Origin of the sequence: Micromonospora sp. ANENR4 (genome assembly GCF_015354395.1) — a bacterium.
GTDB classification, from domain to species: domain Bacteria; phylum Actinomycetota; class Actinomycetes; order Mycobacteriales; family Micromonosporaceae; genus Micromonospora; species Micromonospora aurantiaca.
This window is the reverse complement of sequence record NZ_JADKYQ010000006.1, coordinates 347297-362798: the sequence shown is the minus strand read 5'-3', so window position 1 is coordinate 362798 and position 15502 is coordinate 347297. Positions and strand designations below refer to the sequence as shown.

Annotated in this window: 19 protein-coding genes and 1 tRNA gene; 12 read left to right on the top strand and 8 right to left on the bottom strand. The window is 73.0% G+C overall.

Translation table 11 applies throughout. The features are described 5' to 3' along the window. Positions 1 to 49: 49 nt before the first annotated feature. Positions 50 to 874: a single-stranded DNA-binding protein gene (gene ssb, locus IRY44_RS13385; RefSeq protein WP_194800703.1), complete on the bottom strand. Its 825-nt coding sequence runs from the start codon at positions 872 to 874 to the stop codon at positions 50 to 52. A 285-nt stretch (positions 875 to 1159) separates the two neighbouring features. Between ssb and IRY44_RS13380 the strand changes: the two genes are divergently transcribed. Next, positions 1160 to 1570, top strand: coding sequence for an HPF/RaiA family ribosome-associated protein (locus IRY44_RS13380; RefSeq protein WP_194800702.1), 411 nt, complete (start codon positions 1160 to 1162; stop codon positions 1568 to 1570). A 77-nt stretch (positions 1571 to 1647) separates the two neighbouring features. Continuing rightward, the gene (locus IRY44_RS13375; RefSeq protein WP_194800701.1) at positions 1648 to 2664 is read left to right on the top strand and encodes an alpha/beta hydrolase; all 1017 of its coding nucleotides are present in this window, start codon (positions 1648 to 1650) and stop codon (positions 2662 to 2664) included. A 23-nt stretch (positions 2665 to 2687) separates the two neighbouring features. Here IRY44_RS13375 and IRY44_RS13370 read toward each other — a convergent pair whose 3' ends face one another. Beyond that, positions 2688 to 3422: a hypothetical protein gene (locus tag IRY44_RS13370; RefSeq protein ID WP_194800700.1), complete on the bottom strand. Its 735-nt coding sequence runs from the start codon at positions 3420 to 3422 to the stop codon at positions 2688 to 2690. Positions 3423 to 3592: 170 nt separating this feature from the next. On the opposite strand from IRY44_RS13370, the gene IRY44_RS13365 reads away from it, so the two are divergent. Continuing rightward, positions 3593 to 3668 (top strand) — tRNA-Arg (locus IRY44_RS13365). Between the two features lie 616 nt (positions 3669 to 4284). On the opposite strand, the gene IRY44_RS13360 is transcribed toward IRY44_RS13365, so the two are convergent. After that, positions 4285 to 4635, bottom strand: coding sequence for a hypothetical protein (locus IRY44_RS13360; RefSeq protein ID WP_194800699.1), 351 nt, complete (start codon positions 4633 to 4635; stop codon positions 4285 to 4287). Between the two features lie 349 nt (positions 4636 to 4984). Then, entirely contained in the window at positions 4985 to 5713 is a 729-nt protein-coding gene (locus IRY44_RS13355; RefSeq protein WP_194800698.1) for an SDR family oxidoreductase, read from the bottom strand. A 75-nt stretch (positions 5714 to 5788) separates the two neighbouring features. Here IRY44_RS13355 and IRY44_RS13350 point away from each other — a divergent pair, with 75 nt between their 5' ends. Beyond that, positions 5789 to 6160 carry a MerR family transcriptional regulator gene (locus IRY44_RS13350; protein ID WP_194800697.1) on the top strand — a complete coding sequence of 124 codons (372 nt, stop codon included), beginning with the start codon at positions 5789 to 5791 and terminating at the stop codon, positions 6158 to 6160. A gap of 26 nt (positions 6161 to 6186) precedes the next feature. Here IRY44_RS13350 and IRY44_RS13345 read toward each other — a convergent pair whose 3' ends face one another. Beyond that, positions 6187 to 7038, bottom strand: coding sequence for an aminopeptidase (locus tag IRY44_RS13345; RefSeq protein ID WP_194800696.1), 852 nt, complete (start codon positions 7036 to 7038; stop codon positions 6187 to 6189). Positions 7039 to 7159: 121 nt separating this feature from the next. Between IRY44_RS13345 and IRY44_RS13340 the strand changes: the two genes are divergently transcribed. Then, complete coding sequence (locus IRY44_RS13340) at positions 7160 to 7606, top strand: hypothetical protein (protein ID WP_194800695.1); 447 nt, start codon at positions 7160 to 7162, stop codon at positions 7604 to 7606. Here IRY44_RS13340 and IRY44_RS13335 read toward each other — a convergent pair. Together IRY44_RS13335 and IRY44_RS13330 are read right to left on the bottom strand one after the other, a co-directional pair. Further along, positions 7603 to 8013: a TIGR03618 family F420-dependent PPOX class oxidoreductase gene (locus IRY44_RS13335; protein ID WP_194800694.1), complete on the bottom strand. Its 411-nt coding sequence runs from the start codon at positions 8011 to 8013 to the stop codon at positions 7603 to 7605. The genes IRY44_RS13340 and IRY44_RS13335 overlap by 4 nt on opposite strands. Before the next feature lie 41 nt (positions 8014 to 8054). Then, the gene (locus IRY44_RS13330) at positions 8055 to 8495 is read right to left on the bottom strand and encodes a hypothetical protein (protein ID WP_194800693.1); all 441 of its coding nucleotides are present in this window, start codon (positions 8493 to 8495) and stop codon (positions 8055 to 8057) included. Between the two features lie 73 nt (positions 8496 to 8568). Between IRY44_RS13330 and IRY44_RS13325 the strand changes: the two genes are divergently transcribed. The 5 genes from IRY44_RS13325 to IRY44_RS13305 all read left to right on the top strand — a co-directional run bounded on the left by IRY44_RS13325 (position 8569) and on the right by IRY44_RS13305 (position 13383). After that, entirely contained in the window at positions 8569 to 9369 is an 801-nt protein-coding gene (locus IRY44_RS13325) for a class I SAM-dependent methyltransferase (RefSeq protein ID WP_194800692.1), read from the top strand. A gap of 148 nt (positions 9370 to 9517) precedes the next feature. Further along, positions 9518 to 10693, top strand: a complete 1176-nt coding sequence (locus IRY44_RS13320) for an ATP-binding protein (RefSeq protein WP_194800691.1) — start codon at positions 9518 to 9520, stop codon at positions 10691 to 10693. Further along, entirely contained in the window at positions 10683 to 11879 is a 1197-nt protein-coding gene (locus IRY44_RS13315; RefSeq protein ID WP_194800690.1) for a hypothetical protein, read from the top strand. The genes IRY44_RS13320 and IRY44_RS13315 overlap by 11 nt, the downstream gene beginning before the upstream one ends. After that, positions 11849 to 12565, top strand: a complete 717-nt coding sequence (locus IRY44_RS13310) for a response regulator transcription factor (protein ID WP_013288128.1) — start codon at positions 11849 to 11851, stop codon at positions 12563 to 12565. Before IRY44_RS13315 ends, IRY44_RS13310 begins: the two co-directional genes overlap by 31 nt. Before the next feature lie 74 nt (positions 12566 to 12639). Continuing rightward, on the top strand, positions 12640 to 13383 hold the full coding sequence (locus IRY44_RS13305; protein ID WP_194800689.1) for a hypothetical protein: 744 nt from the start codon (positions 12640 to 12642) through the stop codon (positions 13381 to 13383). A 207-nt stretch (positions 13384 to 13590) separates the two neighbouring features. Here IRY44_RS13305 and IRY44_RS13300 read toward each other — a convergent pair whose 3' ends face one another. Next, on the bottom strand, positions 13591 to 14343 hold the full coding sequence (locus IRY44_RS13300; RefSeq protein WP_194800688.1) for a 1-acyl-sn-glycerol-3-phosphate acyltransferase: 753 nt from the start codon (positions 14341 to 14343) through the stop codon (positions 13591 to 13593). Positions 14344 to 14442: 99 nt separating this feature from the next. Between IRY44_RS13300 and IRY44_RS13295 the strand changes: the two genes are divergently transcribed. Then, positions 14443 to 15102 (top strand): alpha/beta hydrolase, encoded by a 660-nt coding sequence (locus tag IRY44_RS13295; protein ID WP_194800687.1) that lies wholly within the window; start codon positions 14443 to 14445, stop codon positions 15100 to 15102. Positions 15103 to 15111: 9 nt separating this feature from the next. Continuing rightward, the gene (locus tag IRY44_RS13290; RefSeq protein ID WP_194800686.1) at positions 15112 to 15501 is read left to right on the top strand and encodes a VOC family protein; all 390 of its coding nucleotides are present in this window, start codon (positions 15112 to 15114) and stop codon (positions 15499 to 15501) included. Position 15502: the final 1 nt, after the last annotated feature.

The following is a 15502-nucleotide window of genomic DNA, read 5'->3' as shown; positions in this document are numbered from 1 at the left end:
GGGGTGGTGACGCCGACGTCACCACCCCGCGCCCCCGTCGGACGAAGGGTCAGGCGGGCACCGGGGTACGCCGCCGTCCGCGACGCCCCGACGCGTTCCCGCCCGCACCGCCCGGGCTCGCGGCGCCCGCCTCGCCCTCACCCGGTCCGGCACCACCCGGCCCGTCGGCCTCCGCCGGCGCGGCCTCGCCCAGTTCGTCGTCCTCGGCCGTCGCCGGGCCGTCGTCCTCCGCGTCGCCCAGCTCGTCCTCTTCCGGGCCGCCCGACCCGGGGTCGAAGCCGGCGGCCTGTCGCACACCGGGCCGGCCGTCGAACGGGTCGGGCTCGCCCACCCGCTCGACGGTGCCGGCCAGTCCGACCCGGCCCCCGTACTCCGGCGGCGGGAAGTCGTCGTCGAAGGGCCGGTCGTCGAACGTCGCCGGGGCCTGCGCGTCCGGCACCGGCTCGGTCGCCTCGCCGTGCACCCGCTGCTCGGCCTCCGCGTCCTCGACCGTGCTGGTGGCCGCGCGGGGCTGGTTGCGCAGGAAGCGGGCGCGGCCCCGGGACAGGTCGTGCCCGACCGCGACCGCCTCCAGCTCGTAGAGCGTGCGGTGGGTGCCGGACTCGTCGGTCCAGTCCCGGGTGTAGAGGCGCCCGGCCACGATGACCGGGTCACCGACCGCCACCGAGGCGGCCACCCCCTCGGCGAGGCGGCGCCAGCAGTTGACGCGTACCCGAAGGCTGTTGCCGTCCACCCAGCGGCCGCTGTCGCGGTCGAGCCGGCGGGCGGTCGAGGCGACCTTGAAGTTGGCCACCAGCGTTCCGCTCTGCGTGGTGCGGCGCCACTCCGGCGCGGTCAGCACGTTGCCGACGATCGTCACGTACGTATCGAACATCGCCCCTCCCAGGGATCGACTTGTCCCGGTGAGCGTCGGCCGGACGCCCGCCCCGGACCACCCGCCGGCCCGGACCTGTGGACGACGAGCGGGCCTGTGGACAACCACCTGATCAAGGTCCCGATCTGCTAGGCCGACCGGCCCTACGGGTCTGACCTGCGCCGACGCATGATCGAGTGGAGCCGGCAAGCAGGCGTTCCGGAATCACGCCGGTTGGGTAAGTACTTGATCAACCGAGAGAAAGGGAGCTCCCATGCTTCTCCGAGACGTCCGCGAGGCAGCGCGATGAGCGCCGTGGCGAACCCCGCGACCGTGGCCGAATGCCTGCGGGTCGGCGCCGGGTTCTCCCAGGGCGACCGCAACTGGATCGCCGAGCAGTTCGGGACCCTGGACGCCCGGCTCGCCGGCTTCCACGCCGACGCCACCGAGCTGGAGGTGTCCGTCAAGGATCGCGAGGCCCGGGGCCAGAAGGTGACCCTGGAGTGCTGGATCGCCGGGCGGCAGAAGATCGTCACCACCTCGACCGAGGAAGATCTGCACGCCGCGCTCAACGACGTCCGGGACGACCTGCGCCGCAAGCTCAACGACGCGAAGACCCGGCAGGAGCCGCGCCACAACAAGCACCTGCGCGCCGTCGACCAGCCCGAGGGCGTCCCGTTGCAGGACGCCGAGCGCGAGGACGCCGAGACCGTCTGAGGCCCTGTGCCCCCGTCCGTCCGGTGCGGGCGGGCGGGGGCTACCGCCGGGTAGCGAGGCGGCGTACCGTCGCGGTCGTGGAACCGGACGTGCTGGGCGCCCCCTACGAGCGGCGGACGATCGAGCTGGGCACCGACGACGAGGGGCCGGTGGTCGCGACCCTGGTGCGTCGGCGGGCCGACCGCCCGACCGGCCGCGCCGTGCTCTACGTGCACGGCTTCGTCGACTACTTCTTCCAGACCCACGTGGCCGACTTCTTCGCCGAGCGCGGCTGGGACTTCTACGCGCTCGACCTGCGCAAGTACGGCCGCAGCCTGCTCCCGCACCAGACCCCGAACTTCTGCCGTGACCTGAGCGACTACTTCCCCGAGCTGGACGCCGCCGCGGAGATCATCCGCGCAGAGGAGGGCCACGACACCCTGCTCGCGATGGGCCACTCGACCGGCGGCCTGATCATCTCGCTCTGGGCACACGACCGCCGCGACGCCGGCCTGGTCGACGGCATCGTGCTCAACAGCCCCTTCTTCGACATCAACGCGCCCTGGATGGTCCGCCGGCCCCTCGCGGCCGCCGTCTCCCGCCTGGGCCGCAGGGCGCCGCAGCGGGTACTGCCGTTCGGCCTGGGCACGGTGTACGGCGAGAGCCTGCACGCCGACCACCGGGGCGAGTGGCGCTACGACCTGGCCTGGAAGCCGCTCGCCGGGTTCCCGGTCCGGGCCGGCTGGCTCAACGCGATCCGTACCGGCCAACGTCGCCTGCGGGCCGGGCTGGACATCCCGGTGCCGGTGCTGCTCGCCTGCTCCACGCGCAGTTTCCGGGGCACCAAGTGGCACGACAGCGCCACCGGCGCCGACGCGGTGCTCGACGTCGAACACATGGTGCGCTGGGCGCCCCGCCTCGGCCGGCACGTCACGCTGGCCCGCTTCGACGGCGGGTTGCACGACCTCACGCTCTCCAGTCCCGGCGTACGCGAGAGGGTCTTCGCGGAGGTCGGACGGTGGGCGGAGGGGTTCCTCCGCGCCGGGCCGACCGAGCCGGAGCCCACGACGCCGCCGGCCCCTCGGCGGCCGGCCGACGCGAACGCCGAGGGCTGAGGCCGGCCGGCCTCGCCGCGGGCTCAGTCGGTGACGACCGCCGTGAGCGCGGCGCGGATCCGGTCGAAGGTGGCGATCGGATGGCCACCAGCCTGCGGCGGCAGCACCACGCCGAGGCAACGCAGCGCGGGCCCGCCGTCCGGCCCGGCCTCGACCGCGAACACGGGCGCGCCCACGTAGCCCGCTGGTAGTTCCGTCGTGACCCGCACCTCGCCGCCGTCCCGGGCGACCCGCTCGACAACCGCCTCCAACGGCCGTGACCCGCCGTCGCCGACGCCCAGGGCCAGCACGAACGCCGAGGCCGGCGCCGCGCCGATCCGGGCGACCGAGTCGGCCGGCGCGGCCACCGCCTCGGTGACATGCTGGGTACGCCAGCGCCAGCCCCGGTCGTCGGCCCAGCCGTGCAGACCGCCGGTCGGCATCGCGGCGAGCCCCAGCTCCGGCAGGTGCAGCCAGTGGTCGGCGAAACCGGGCAGGTCGATCGGCTCGTCCGCCCCCTCGGCCGGGTCGGTGACGCTGGGCCGCAAGCCGATCTCGCCGTACGCCCGGTCGGTGAGCGCGTCGGCGGTGAGCAGCCACTCGTGCGCGATCTCGCCGTCGTCCGTAGCGCCGACCAGCTCGCTGTAGAAGAAGGCGGTGCCGAGGACGCCGGGCGGTGTGCCCGGGCCGTCCGAGCCGGTGAGGGGCAGGATGGCCCGCCCGAGGAGCTGACACAGCTCGAAGACGATCTCGTTCTCGGTTTCCTGGTCGAGCAGCATCCGACGAGGGTACGGATCGCGTCCCGCCCGGCCCGCGCCGGACCCGCCGGAACTGTGGTGCCGGGCCGGGCCCCGGCGTGGGACGCTGAGGGGCGGAACGGACGCGCCGACCCGTACCACCGGGCACGCGGGGAGCGGCGGTACCCTCTTGGCGCGACGACCGTCGGCACGCGCCCGTAGCTCAGCGGATAGAGCAGGGGACTTCTAATCCCAAGGCCGCAGGTTCGAATCCTGCCGGGCGCACCACCGTCACCGCGGGTCAGCGATGGCTGGCGGACGAGCCGGTTTGACGGTGTTGCGTGCACCAGGTCCTCTTCGCTCTACCTGCTCCCCGTCCCAGGAGGCTGGACGGTCTGGCGATTACTCGACGATGAAATCCACCGTTGAGAACAGGTCAATCTTCGAGCCAAATAAGGCTGTTCTACCAGCGCGCGGTAGTCAAACATTCCTGGCGAGCAGCTTCGAGATGCAAACAGCAATGACACTCGGGCATAGATTCACCTAAGCACGGCCAACTCGTGATCGGCAACCACGTCGAAGTTCTGAAGCCTGCACGCCGAGCGAGCAGCGATCAATCCAAGGCATCCATTTGCCGGTCCAGCCGCGATTTTCCATTCGATCTACCCGCAAACGACTAACAGCGTTCGCTCATGCGCGGCTCCGCAACAGTCGCCCCGCCGACTGGCTCGACCGCAACTCGGTCGAGGTAAAGCAGCTAAAACTGACGCACTGTACGGGCAAGCGCCCTCGTCCAACTCAGATTGAACGAGGGAGCCCACTCAACTGAACGTTCGCGGGGCTGGCACACATTCGCATGACTCACCACCTCGCGAGCCGGACAAGCAGTAGTTAGGGGCTGGCGTCAGACATCCTTAAGGCACGCCTGGTAGGTGAACATCGTAACGCCGTCCCGGAAGAGGATCTTGACCCAGCCGTTGCCATTGGTCACTCCGCAGGCCGTATACCTGCCGCCGATGTAAAGGCTGCCCTTTTCACAGTTGAACTGGTCGCCCTTGGAATAGCGATTGTCCCAGCTCTCTGAATTGATGTCGATCTCAACATAGAGAGGGAGGTTATTTGCGAGTGACGCAACCCTTCCAGTACCGCACTTCTGCGTGTAAGCAGCAGCTTGAGCAGCCGTCGGAACCGCCAGAAAGAGGGCTGCCGTCAAAGCAGATGCACCCATCACGGCGCCGATTCTTTTCATCTTCATAGCTCCTCCCCGACACACAGCAGCATGACATGGGGCAGCGGCTGGATGCCCTGCACGAGCAATACCGGCGATCACGGCCCTTATTCGCGAGGATGTTAGCCCTGATCAATGAAGCGCGCTACCCCGCCAGCCCTGCCCACCGCCGATCTGCCCTCCGCAAACGCGCGCTACCCCGGCCCTCTCTTCGTGCCCCGTCGCATCGCGGCAAGCTCAACGGCCGTCTATCGTGCCAGCTGCCTTGCCACGAGGCTGAGGATCAGTGAGCGGCCAAGCTCTGAATTCGGAGTCGGGATAGTACAGCCAGGCCCGTCCGCGAGTACGACCTGACGGACGGGCCGGCCGAAACATCTCAGGCCGCCGTCAGCGCCGCCAAGGCCCGCTCCATCGCGGCGTTGAACTCCTCCGGCGTCAGCGTCAGCCGGGACTTGACGTCGCGGCTCCACTGGTCGGCGAGCACTTCGGCGGCACCCGCCTCGACGCCGTCGAGCGCCGCGTCGGCCAGGTCCGACGGCGCGATCTTGTCGACGGACCAGCCGGCTGACATGTCGGTGTCGGCCAGCCCGAGGTGTACCGCCGTCACGAGCGTGCCCTGTTCGGCGAGTTCCAGGCGTACGCCGTTGGTCATCGCCCACGCGGCGGCCTTGGTCAGGTGGTACGCCCCGGCGCCGCTGGTCCCGAACCATGACATGGCGGAGAGCACGTTCACGATTGCGCCTCCGCCGTTGCGGGCGAGTGCCGGCGCGAACGCCCGGATCATCTCCAGGTGGCCGAGCACGTTGGTGTCCACCTCGTGCCGCACCGCGTCCAGCGAACCGGTCACCAGGTCGGTTCCGGTCTGGATCCCGGCGTTGTTGACGAGCAGCGTGACGTCCGGGGCGGCAGCGGCGACGGCCCGTACGGATGCGGGGCTGGTGATGTCCAGCGGCAGCACCTCGACGCCGGGCAGGTCGACGGTCTCGGGGCGGCGGGCGGTCGCGTAGACCTTGCGGGCGCCCCGTTCGAGCAGCCGCTGGGCGAAGGCGCGGCCCAGTCCGCGGTTGGCTCCGGTGACGAGGGCGATCGAGTGGTTGATGTCCATGCGAGGTACGCTAAAACCTGACGTTAACGTCAGAGGCAAGTGTCGATCGCCGGGATCGGGGTGAGAGGGGTCACCATGACCACGACCGCAGCCGAGCGGCTGATCCGCATCGGTGAGGTGGCGCGCGGCGCCGGTGTCTCGGTGCGCGCCGTGCGCTACTACGAGGAACAGGGTCTTCTCGTCCCCCGGCGCAGCCCGTCCGGCCAGCGCCTCTACCGGCCGGACACGGTCACGCTGGTGCGCTTCATCCAGCAGATGTACGCGGCCGGGCTGACCAGCAGCCGGATCGCGGAACTCCTGCCGTGCTGGGACTCCGGGCACACCGACCCCGCGCAGCGGGCCATGCTGCGCGCCGAGCGCGAGCGCATCCAGGCCAAGGTCGACGAGCTGCGGGCCGCGCTGGACCGCCTCGACGAGGTCATCGCGATCACCGATTCGCACCCGTAGGCGCGACCACCCGCGTAAGGGGGAGACTACGGACGGGCGTTCTCGCGGGAGGCACGCAACACGCCGACGACCGCCAGTCCCGCGCCGCCGAGCGCGACAGCCGTCTCCACTGCCGAGGACACCTCAAGGGCACCTCCCGCCGAGCCACCCACGCTCACCATGAATCCCGGTTGCAGGAAGGCGTCCCTGGCGGGCTCGACAAACGTCCACCGACTCGCCCACGCGGAGGCGAGGTCCGCGCAGGCCCGCACGGCGACCACCGCCAGCAGGACCATCCCCGCCGTGAGGAGCCCGCGCCGGTCGCCCCGCCATCCGGACCACGCCAGCACCCCGGCGGTCACGAGCGCGGCGAGCAACGCCGGCTGCAGCGCCAGGAGCAGCTCGGGCAGCGGCGGGTCGCCGGGCGCCGCCGCCACTTTCAGCCCGCACCAGACGAGCACGGCCACCGCCAGGACCGTCGTCACCACACCCCGCCGTCCGCCGCGTGCCGGCAACGCCGGCACGGCAACGGAAAGCAGGAGTACGCCGAGAGCCAAGCCCCACGCGGTCAGGCGTTGCTGGTCCAGGCCCTCCCGCAGGCTCTCCACAAGGTACGTCCGCGTCGCCGCCTGGCTCCCCCGTGGCCCGCCCGCGTCCGCCACCCGTTCTCGGTGCCAGAGCAGGTTCGCGGCTGCCACCAGAGCGAACAGCCCGGCGCCGGCGGCGACGCCCCATCGCACCCGGGGCGTACCGGAAGCGGCGAGCGCGTGGCCGGCCAGCGCCGCCAGCGTGACCACCGCCCACAGGAGCGACGCTTCCCGCATGGCGAGCAGTGCCGCTCCGACCGACAGCAGACCAGCCACGACCGCGGCGACTCGCAGGCCCGACGACAGACGCATGGCGGAGACAGTGGCACAGGAATCCTGGTCGCGTTGACCCGCCGGTTTCGTCGGTGGTCTCGGGCATGATCGCGTGCGCCGCCGGACGTGGCGGCGACGAGCGGGATCACCGGGAGGAAGCGTGGGCGCATCGGGATGGACCTACTTCGTGGCGTACCAGCCGGATGCCCAGGCCGCGCTGGACGAACTGCGCCGACAGGTCTTCGAGGCCGGCGACTACTGGTGGGCGGTGCCGGGCGGGTTCGGCGCTTCCGCCGCCGACTTCCCGGACCGTCCCCGCAGCGAGGAGGAGCTGTGGGCGGACGAGCGGGTGCAGGAGTCCGGCACACACTCCATCCTCGACATGACGCGGGTGCTGGCCGACGGCGAGGAACCCGGCTTCGGGGCGTTCCAGCGGGTGACCGAGGCCGAGGCGCTCGCCCGAGCGGGCGTCGCGAGGCCGACCCGCGCTCACGTCGAGGCGCTCGAGCCGCTGGCGGAGCAGCGCTGGTTCGGCCGGTACGCCGTCCTGCACGACGAGGCGGGTGCCCCGAACGAGCTCTACTTCTGGGGGTTCTCCGGGGACTAGCGTGCCGCGCCGGCGAGCAGCCACCGCCGGACCGGCACCTCCAGCAGCACCCGTTCACTGTCCGGGGTGACGGGCTGCCGGATGTCCCATCCCCCGTACTTCTCCGCGAACGCCGCCACGATCGCGGGCGGGAAGTCGGCCCGGTGCACCCGAGCCTCGCCCTCCGCGACGACCGGGTGGACGCCGTCCTCCAGTGCGAGCGAGACGCGGGGGTCGGCCGCCACGTTGCGGGCCTTGACGCTGCGCCCCTCGCAGCCGATCCACCAGACGCCGTCGGCGTAGACGAACCACACCGGCGTGACGTGCGGGGAGCCGTCATGGCGCAGCGTACAGAGCCAGACGTTGCGCTCGCGGGCGAGCCGGTCCTCGACGGCCGGCGGAAGCGGTGCGGTGGATGGTGAGGCCATGCGACAAGTGGATCAGGTGCGCGCGGGAGAGCGCCAGCGGCTCACTCGCAGATCCGCCACTCCCCGTCCTCCTTGACCATCGGGAACGACTGCGTCACGTTGGTGCCGACCGCCGGGGTGAAGCGGATGGTCGTCGCCCCGCTCACCCGGCCGTTGTTGTTCGACACGTTGAGCCCGGTGATCTCGTAGCCGGTGAACTCCGGCTGGGAGGACTGCTGCCGGGTGAAGTCCGCCTCGCTGACCCGGTCGCGTACGCGGGTGCAGAGCTGGCGGTACGCGGCCGGATAGTCGCGGTCGACGATCGCCTCGGCGAACGTCTCCGCTGTGGACCGTGCCGGGCCGGTGGCTTCCTGCACGGCCCGGAAGAGGAAGAAGCCACTGAGCACACCGCCGCAGCAGCAGATCGCCAGCACCACGCCGAGCACGATGAAGAGGGTTCGCTTGGACTTCTTCGGCGGCACCATGGCCGGCTGGTATGCCATACCCCGCAGGGTAGGAGTCGCCGACAACCGTAAACCGGATGCTGCGGCTCCACTTCTCGGCGACCATCGATCGATGCCCGCACATCGACCGGCCGAGCCGGACGTCAGTCGCTACTACACCGAGGTCTACGTCGAGGCCGACCGGCTCGACGGGTCGCCGCAGGGCCGGCTGGAGGCACGACGTACCCGGGATCTGCTCGCCCGGCTGCTGCCCGCCGCACCGGCCGACGTGCTGGACGTCGGCGGTGGTCCCGGGGCGTACGCGGGTCCGCTCGCCGCGGCCGGTTACCGGGTGCACCTGGTCGACCTGGTGCCCGCGCACGTGGCTGCGGCGCGGTCCGCGTACCCGCTGGTGACCGCGTCGGTGGGGGACGCCCGCGCGTTGCCGTCGCCCGACGCGGCGGCGGACGCGACGCTGCTGCTCGGCCCGCTCTACCACCTGCCGCGGCAGGCCGACCGGGTGGCCGCGCTGCGTGAGGCGGCGCGGGTGACCCGGCCGGGCGGGACGATCGTGGCGGCGGCGATCAGCCGCCACGCCGCCCTGATCGACTTGACCGTGCAGGGCCGCCTGGACGAGGACAACCGGCGGTTGCTGCACGCCGAGTACGAGACCGGGGTGAACGATCCCCGGACCGGCTTCACCACCGCGTTCTTCCACCGGCCGGAGGAACTGGCCGCCGACTTCGTCGCGGCCGGACTGCCCGACCCCCAGGTGTACGGGGTGGAGGGTCCGCTGTGGCCGGTGCTGAACGCGCTCGGCACCGGGCCGGACGAGCGGTTGTTCGCCGACGCGGTGGCCTGCGCCGAGACGTTCGAGCGGGACGCCGCGATCCTTGGGGCCAGCGCTCACCTGCTCGCCGTAGCGCGCCGCTGACCGCCGGGCCGGGCGGCCGGCTGCTTTACGCCGGAGCGAAACTCGTCAAGCACCAAGGGTGACCAGTTGCGACAAACCATGTTATTCTCCAGCGTCAATCTATGCCGCGCGGACCCGGCCGGGTCGCAACCGGAAGGACATCTCCCCGATGCCGGTCGCTGCCGCCATGCCCCTGCCCCGGCCCCCGCTGGCCCGCCCGGCGGGTGACGCGTTCAGCCTGATCTTCACGACCCTGCCCGCGCTGCTGCGGCTCACCTGCGGTCTGGTCGGTGCGGTCGTCGCGCTGTCGGTGCGTACGCCGCCGGTGCGGGTGGCGCTGCTGATCCCCGCCGTCGCCGTGCTCACCGCCTGGTCGGTCTGGTACGCGTGGCGCGCGCTGCGGCACGGCATCGGCGGCGCGCTCGTCGCCGGCGACGTGGCGCTGACCACCGCCGCCGCACTCGCCGTACCGTGGCTCGTCGCGCCGGAGGTGCTGCCCGGCGAGGCGAGCTGGATCGCGGTGCTGGCCAGCTCGACAGTCATCAACGCGCAGGCCACCGCCCCGGCCCGCTGGTCCGTGCCGGCCGGCCTGCTGGTCACCGCCGCGTACGTCACCGGCACCACGCTCGCCGGCAACCCGGTCGAGGCGCGGGCGCACGCCGGGACGCTGCTGGTGCAGACCGGCAGCGCGGCGGTGATGACGGCGGTGATGCGCCGCCGGATCGCCCGCGCCGACGCCGCGTTCGCCGACTACCAGCGTCTGTCGCACGAGGCGGTGGTGGCACGCGCCGCCCGCGAGGACGAACGGCGGCAGAACCGCGACCTGCACGACACCGTCCTGGGCACGCTCACCATGGTCGGCCTCGGTGCCGTACCCGACTCGGCGACGTTGCGCGAGCGGTGCGCGGACGATCTGCGTACCCTCACCGCCCTTGCCGGTGCGCGGACCGCGACCGCGGCCGGTGAGGCCGACCTGGACGAACGGCTGCGTGAGGTGCTCGCCGCGACGCCCGGGCCGGCGGTGACCGCGACGCTCGCGCCGTGCCGGCTGCCGGCGGAGGTCGCCACGGCGCTCGCCGACAGCGCCGCCGCCGCGCTGGCGAACGTGGCGCGGCACGCGCCGGGCGCGGACGCGTCGCTGCGTCTGGCCCGCGAGGGCGGCACCGTCGTGGTCGAGGTGGTCGACGACGGTCCCGGTTTCGACCCGTCCACGGTCCCGGCGCACCGGTACGGGCTGCGCGAGTCGATCCACGGCCGGATGAGCACTGTGGGCGGTCGGGCGGTGGTGACCTCCGCCCCTGGCGCCGGCACCCGGATTCGGCTGGAGTGGTCCGATGGCGAGTGAGTCGGGTACGGCGGTGACGGCCGGCCACGCGCTGCGCCCGCTGCCCCGGCCGCGGGTGGCGACGCGCTCCGGAACGGCCACCGCCCCGCCGGAGGCGCACGCGGTGGCCGACGCGTCCGACGGTGGCGCGCGCATCGCCGCGATCGTCATCGCGGCGACCTGGCACCTGGCGGTCGCGCTGCCCGCCGTGTTGCGGGCCGGGCCGGGAATGGCCTTCCCGGCCGTGGTGGCCGCGGGCTGGCTGGTGACCGCGCTGGTCGGGGTCGGGGCCGGGGTACGGCTGCTGCGCGGCGGGCTGCCGCCGGCCGGGCCGCTGGCGGTGGCGCTGCTGGGGGTGGACGCGGCGGTGGTCGCCGGGGCCGGCGAGCGATTCCTGTTCAGCACCGCCAACTGGGTGTGGGGCGGCCTGGCCTGGTTCTTCCTGCTGGTGCTCTGGCGGCGGCCGGTGCGCTGGCTGCTGCTCATGCTCGCCGCGCACGGCACGATCGCGCTGGCGGCGGTGGTGCTGTACGGCGCGACCGCGCCGGCCGACCTGAGCCGCGCCGCGATGTACGTCTACGGCACCTCCACCCTGCCCGTGGCGGTCTTCGTCGGCGCGGCAGCGCTCACCGCGCAGGCCCGGGACCGGGCGGCCACCGCAGCGGCGACGCTCGCCGTGGCCGCTGAGCAGGAGGCGGCCGAGCGGGCCCGCACCGAGCGACAGGCGCGCCTGGCGCTGGTCAGCGGCACCGCCGAGGAGGTGCTGGCCGGGCTGGCGGCGGGCGACGCCGACCCGGCCGACCCGGCGGTACGGCGGCGCGCGGTGCTGGCCGCGGCCCGGCTGCGCCGGCTGATCGCCGAGTCGGACGACGTGCCGGACGCGCTGCTGCACGAACTGCGCGCGGCGGCCGACCTGGCCGAGCGCAACGGACTGCCGATCGACCTGGTGTCGGTCGGCACGCCACCGGAGCTGCCGGTGCAGATCCGGCGTGGGCTGGCCGACCCGCTCACGGCGGCGCTCGCCGGGGCCGAGGGCTGGGCTCGGCTCACCGTGGTGGCGGGCCCGGACGAGGTGGTGGTCAGCCTGGTGACGCCGGATCACGACGGCCCGGACGAGCCGGTGACCGGCGGGGACGGGCCGGTGGAACACCTGCACGAGCGGGACGGGGAGATCAGATGGACGCAGACCCGCTGGCGGCGGACGTGAACGCCGGCACCCCGATCGGGGTGGCGATAGTGGACGACCATCCGGTGGTGATCGACGGGGTGCGCGCCTGGCTGGCCGGCGAACCGCGGTTGCGGGTGCTGGCTACCGGCGACGACCCGGACGAGGTGCTGCGGGCCGCACCGGACGCCGAGGTGGTGCTGCTCGACCTGCGCCTGCACGGCCGGATGGTGCTGGACAAGCTGGCCGAGCTGAGCGCGGCCGGGCGCCGGGTGGTGGTCTACTCCGAGCACAGCGACCCGCAGACCATGCTCGCCGCGCTGGACGCCGGGGCGGTCGCGTTCCTGGCCAAGCACGAGGGACGCGAGCACTGCGTGGCGACGGTGCTGGCGGCGGCGAGCGACCGGCCGTACGTGCCGCCTGCGCTGGCCGGAGCGATGGTCGGGGACGCCCGTCCGGATCGTCCGTCCCTGTCGGACAAGGAGCGCGAGGCGCTTCTGCTGTGGTTCCAGTCGATGTCGAAGGCGTCGGTGGCGCGCCGGATGCAGATCAGTGAGCACACGGTGAAGCAGTACGTCGACCGTGCGCGGATCAAGTACACCCGAGCGGGCCGTCCGGCCGCCACGAAGGCGGCGCTGCTCGCCCGGGCGATCGAGGACGGACTCGTCCGACCGGAAGATATCGGCATCTACCGGTCGCAGGCGTCGGCCGACCGGCCGACCCCCTAACAGGTGTCATGACAGTCACCCCAGGAATCGGGCAGGCTCACCGGTACCGCCAACCGTCACCGGGAGGTCGTACCGTGCCGGAGGACGCCACACCTTTCTTCGTCGGGCCGCATCGGTTCGACGCCGACGGCGACCCCACCCGTCCCGTGCTCGACCGGCGCTACGAGCTGGTGCCCGAACCGGGCGAACGCCTGCTCGGGCAGCACTGCCTGCGCGTCGCCGGTCACCTGCTCGGCCCCACCGAGGACGTCCGCTGCTGGTCGCTGCCGGCACCGGCGACGATCACCGTGACCGAGCGCCGGTTGGCGTACGTCTGCACCGGCTCGGATCTGTCGGTGGTCTCCGGGCGGGACGGCCGGGCGGTCGCCCGGCACCGGCGTCCGGTCCGGTTGTCCCGCCTGGTCAGTGGGCAGATCCGCTGGCAGTGGCCGTCCCGGCTGGAACTGGCCGAGGCGGGCGACGGCACCGCCGAGCTGCGCATCGTCTGCGACGCGCTGCGCACCATCCGGCAGCCGGCGCTGGCGCTGACCGGCCCGGTCGGTCAGGTGGCCGCGCTGGCCCGGCAGGTACGCCGCGCGGTGGCCGGTTTCCGGCTGGCGAACGCCGAACTGGTGGACCTGTCCCCGCCGGAGCGGGACGTGCTCGCCGTCCGGGTGGCCGCCTCCCCCGGCCCGACGCTGGGCACTGTGACGCTGCCGGGCTCGCTGCCGGTGGAGTTCCTGTCCCGCGACGACTACTACCGTCCGGCGGAGGCCGAGGCATCGCCGTGGTCGTGGTCCGGGTTCCCCGCCCACGACCAGCCCGGCTCCGCCTGCTGACGCCGTCGTCGCCGGCCGATGGCCCGCCGAAGTCGCCGACTCGGGCGCACTCGCACTCCAGGCCTGTCGCTCACCCGTTGAGCGCCACTACATGAGACAAACGTCCCGATTCATGGGATCAGCACAGATCTTGGTACGAAACGGCCCTCCTAGGGGCCCTTTCGTACCAAGATCTCGCGAGCCCACAGCGCGCGGGGGCGGGGGCCGTCAGGAGGCGCTGCGGGTGCGGCGCTCGGACCGGTCCAGCTCGACCGCTTCCTCCGGGGTCGGCGCGCTGCCGCCCAGGTGGGCCGGCTGCCACCAGGTGTCGTCCGGGCCGGACGGCTTGTCCGGGTACTCCCGCTGGGCCCGGTCGACCAGCGCCGACAGGCGGCTCCGCAGGTCGGCGGTCATGACCGTGGCGTCCGGGTAGGCGGCCGGGTCCATCGGCTCGCCGACGATGATGGTGATCGGCGTGTGCCGGCGGGTCAGCGTGCGCGGGCGGCCCTTGGTCCACAGCCGCTGGGTGCCCCAGAGCGCGACCGGCAGCAGCGGCACGCCCGCCTCCTGCGACATCCGGGCCGCGCCGTTCTTCAGGTCCTTCACCACGAAGGAACGGCTGATCGTCGCCTCCGGGAAGACGCCGACCACCTCGCCCCGGCGCAGCGCGCCCACCGCTGCGGCGTACGAGCCGGCGCCGGCGGCCCGGTTCACCGGGATGTGCTTCATGCCGCGCATCAGCGGACCGGAGACGCGGTGCCGGAAGACGCTGTCCTTGGCCATGAACCGGACCAGTCGCTTCGCCGGGTGCGCGCCGTAGCCGCAGAAGATGAAGTCGAGGTAGCTCACGTGGTTGGACGCGAGCACCGCGCCGCCGCTGTGCGGCACGTGCTCGCTGCCGGAAACGTCCAGGCGCAGGTCGAGCAGCCGGAACATCGTCTTCGCGGCGGTGATCACAGGTGGGTACACGAGTTCCGACATGGCGAAACTTTACCCCGAGTAGGTTACGCGACCGTAGGGCCGATCTGCCCTCGGCAGACCCGGGTCGCGCACCGACGCGGGTGCGGCGACGATGGCGACATGCCCGAACGCGCGGTGCTGCTCTGGATCCACGGCGGTGGCTGGCGGGCCCGCGCCGAGGAGGACGGGGCGGCGCTCGCGGCGCTCGGGCTGCGCGTGGTCGAGGCCACGTACCGGTTCTCCCACCAGGCGCGCTGGCCCGCCCAGCTCGACGACGTCCGCGACGCGGCCCGGGCCGCCCGGGCTGCGGCGGGCGGCCTGCCGCTGCTGGTGGCCGGTGACTCGGCCGGCGGGATGCTGGCCCTACAGCTCGGCCTGCGTGGGGTGGACCGGCCCGGCGACGTGACGGGCGTGCTCGCGTACTGGGCCCCCGTGGACCCGCTCGACCCGGAGCAGCGGCGCCGGCGCGCCCCCGGCGACGACCCGTGGACCGACCTGCTGGGCCACCCGCCGGCCGCAGGCGACCCGGCCACCGTCGGCGCGACAGTCGCCACCCACGTCGGCTCCGGCGTGCCGGTGCTGCTGGTGCAGGGCCGCGACGACGTGGCGGTGCCGGCCGCCCAGCCGGTGGAGCTGACCGGCCGGCTGCTCGCCGCCGGTCACCCGGTGCATCTGTGGCTCACACACGGCGGTCACGCGCTCGACCTGGCCCGGCCCGACCTGATCGCGGCCGCCGCCGCGTTCCTGGACAGCGTCCTGCCCGCAGGCGCGGGCGACTAGGTTCGAGGCATGCCCGACCTCGCCGCGATCGTCATCCACTGCCGCGACCCCTACCTGCTCGCCCCGTTCTGGAGTGCGGTCACCGGGCTGCCGGTGGTCGAGGCGGACCGGGTGAAGCTCGCCGAGGGCACGCTCGCGCCGACGGAGGCGGTGCTGCTGCGCGACCCGCACGGGCGGCGCCCGGACCTGTGGATCAGCCCGGCCGAGACGCTGCCCGAGCCCGGCCGGATCCACCTGGACCTGGTCGGCGACGCCGAGGAGCGGGCCGCGGTGCTGGAGGCGGGCGCGACGGTCGTGCGTGAGCTGCCGCGCTGGACCGTCCTGGCCGACCCGGAGGGCAACGAGTTCTGCCTGCTCCCGCCGAACGAGGCGCACGACGCGTCGCCGCCCGGGCACTGAC

What these genes read in the sequence shown, in the direction of transcription:
- IRY44_RS13330 (WP_194800693.1), bottom strand. Translation starts at nt 8,495, where the DNA reads ATGGCATACCAGCCGGCCATGGTGCCGCCGAAGAAGTCCAAGCGAACC.
- IRY44_RS13350 (WP_194800697.1), top strand. Translation starts at nt 5,789, where the DNA reads ATGACCACGACCGCAGCCGAGCGGCTGATCCGCATCGGTGAGGTGGCG.
- IRY44_RS13370 (WP_194800700.1), bottom strand. Translation starts at nt 3,422, where the DNA reads ATGCTGCTCGACCAGGAAACCGAGAACGAGATCGTCTTCGAGCTGTGT.
- IRY44_RS13335 (WP_194800694.1), bottom strand. Translation starts at nt 8,013, where the DNA reads ATGGCCTCACCATCCACCGCACCGCTTCCGCCGGCCGTCGAGGACCGG.
- IRY44_RS13325 (WP_194800692.1), top strand. Translation starts at nt 8,569, where the DNA reads ATGCCCGCACATCGACCGGCCGAGCCGGACGTCAGTCGCTACTACACC.
- IRY44_RS13360 (WP_194800699.1), bottom strand. Translation starts at nt 4,635, where the DNA reads ATGAAGATGAAAAGAATCGGCGCCGTGATGGGTGCATCTGCTTTGACG.
- IRY44_RS13355 (WP_194800698.1), bottom strand. Translation starts at nt 5,713, where the DNA reads ATGGACATCAACCACTCGATCGCCCTCGTCACCGGAGCCAACCGCGGA.
- IRY44_RS13295 (WP_194800687.1), top strand. Translation starts at nt 14,443, where the DNA reads ATGCCCGAACGCGCGGTGCTGCTCTGGATCCACGGCGGTGGCTGGCGG.
- IRY44_RS13315 (WP_194800690.1), top strand. Translation starts at nt 10,683, where the DNA reads ATGGCGAGTGAGTCGGGTACGGCGGTGACGGCCGGCCACGCGCTGCGC.
- IRY44_RS13310 (WP_013288128.1), top strand. Translation starts at nt 11,849, where the DNA reads ATGGACGCAGACCCGCTGGCGGCGGACGTGAACGCCGGCACCCCGATC.
- ssb (WP_194800703.1), bottom strand. Translation starts at nt 874, where the DNA reads ATGTTCGATACGTACGTGACGATCGTCGGCAACGTGCTGACCGCGCCG.
- IRY44_RS13300 (WP_194800688.1), bottom strand. Translation starts at nt 14,343, where the DNA reads ATGTCGGAACTCGTGTACCCACCTGTGATCACCGCCGCGAAGACGATG.
- IRY44_RS13380 (WP_194800702.1), top strand. Translation starts at nt 1,160, where the DNA reads ATGAGCGCCGTGGCGAACCCCGCGACCGTGGCCGAATGCCTGCGGGTC.
- IRY44_RS13320 (WP_194800691.1), top strand. Translation starts at nt 9,518, where the DNA reads ATGCCGGTCGCTGCCGCCATGCCCCTGCCCCGGCCCCCGCTGGCCCGC.
- IRY44_RS13290 (WP_194800686.1), top strand. Translation starts at nt 15,112, where the DNA reads ATGCCCGACCTCGCCGCGATCGTCATCCACTGCCGCGACCCCTACCTG.
- IRY44_RS13345 (WP_194800696.1), bottom strand. Translation starts at nt 7,038, where the DNA reads ATGCGTCTGTCGTCGGGCCTGCGAGTCGCCGCGGTCGTGGCTGGTCTG.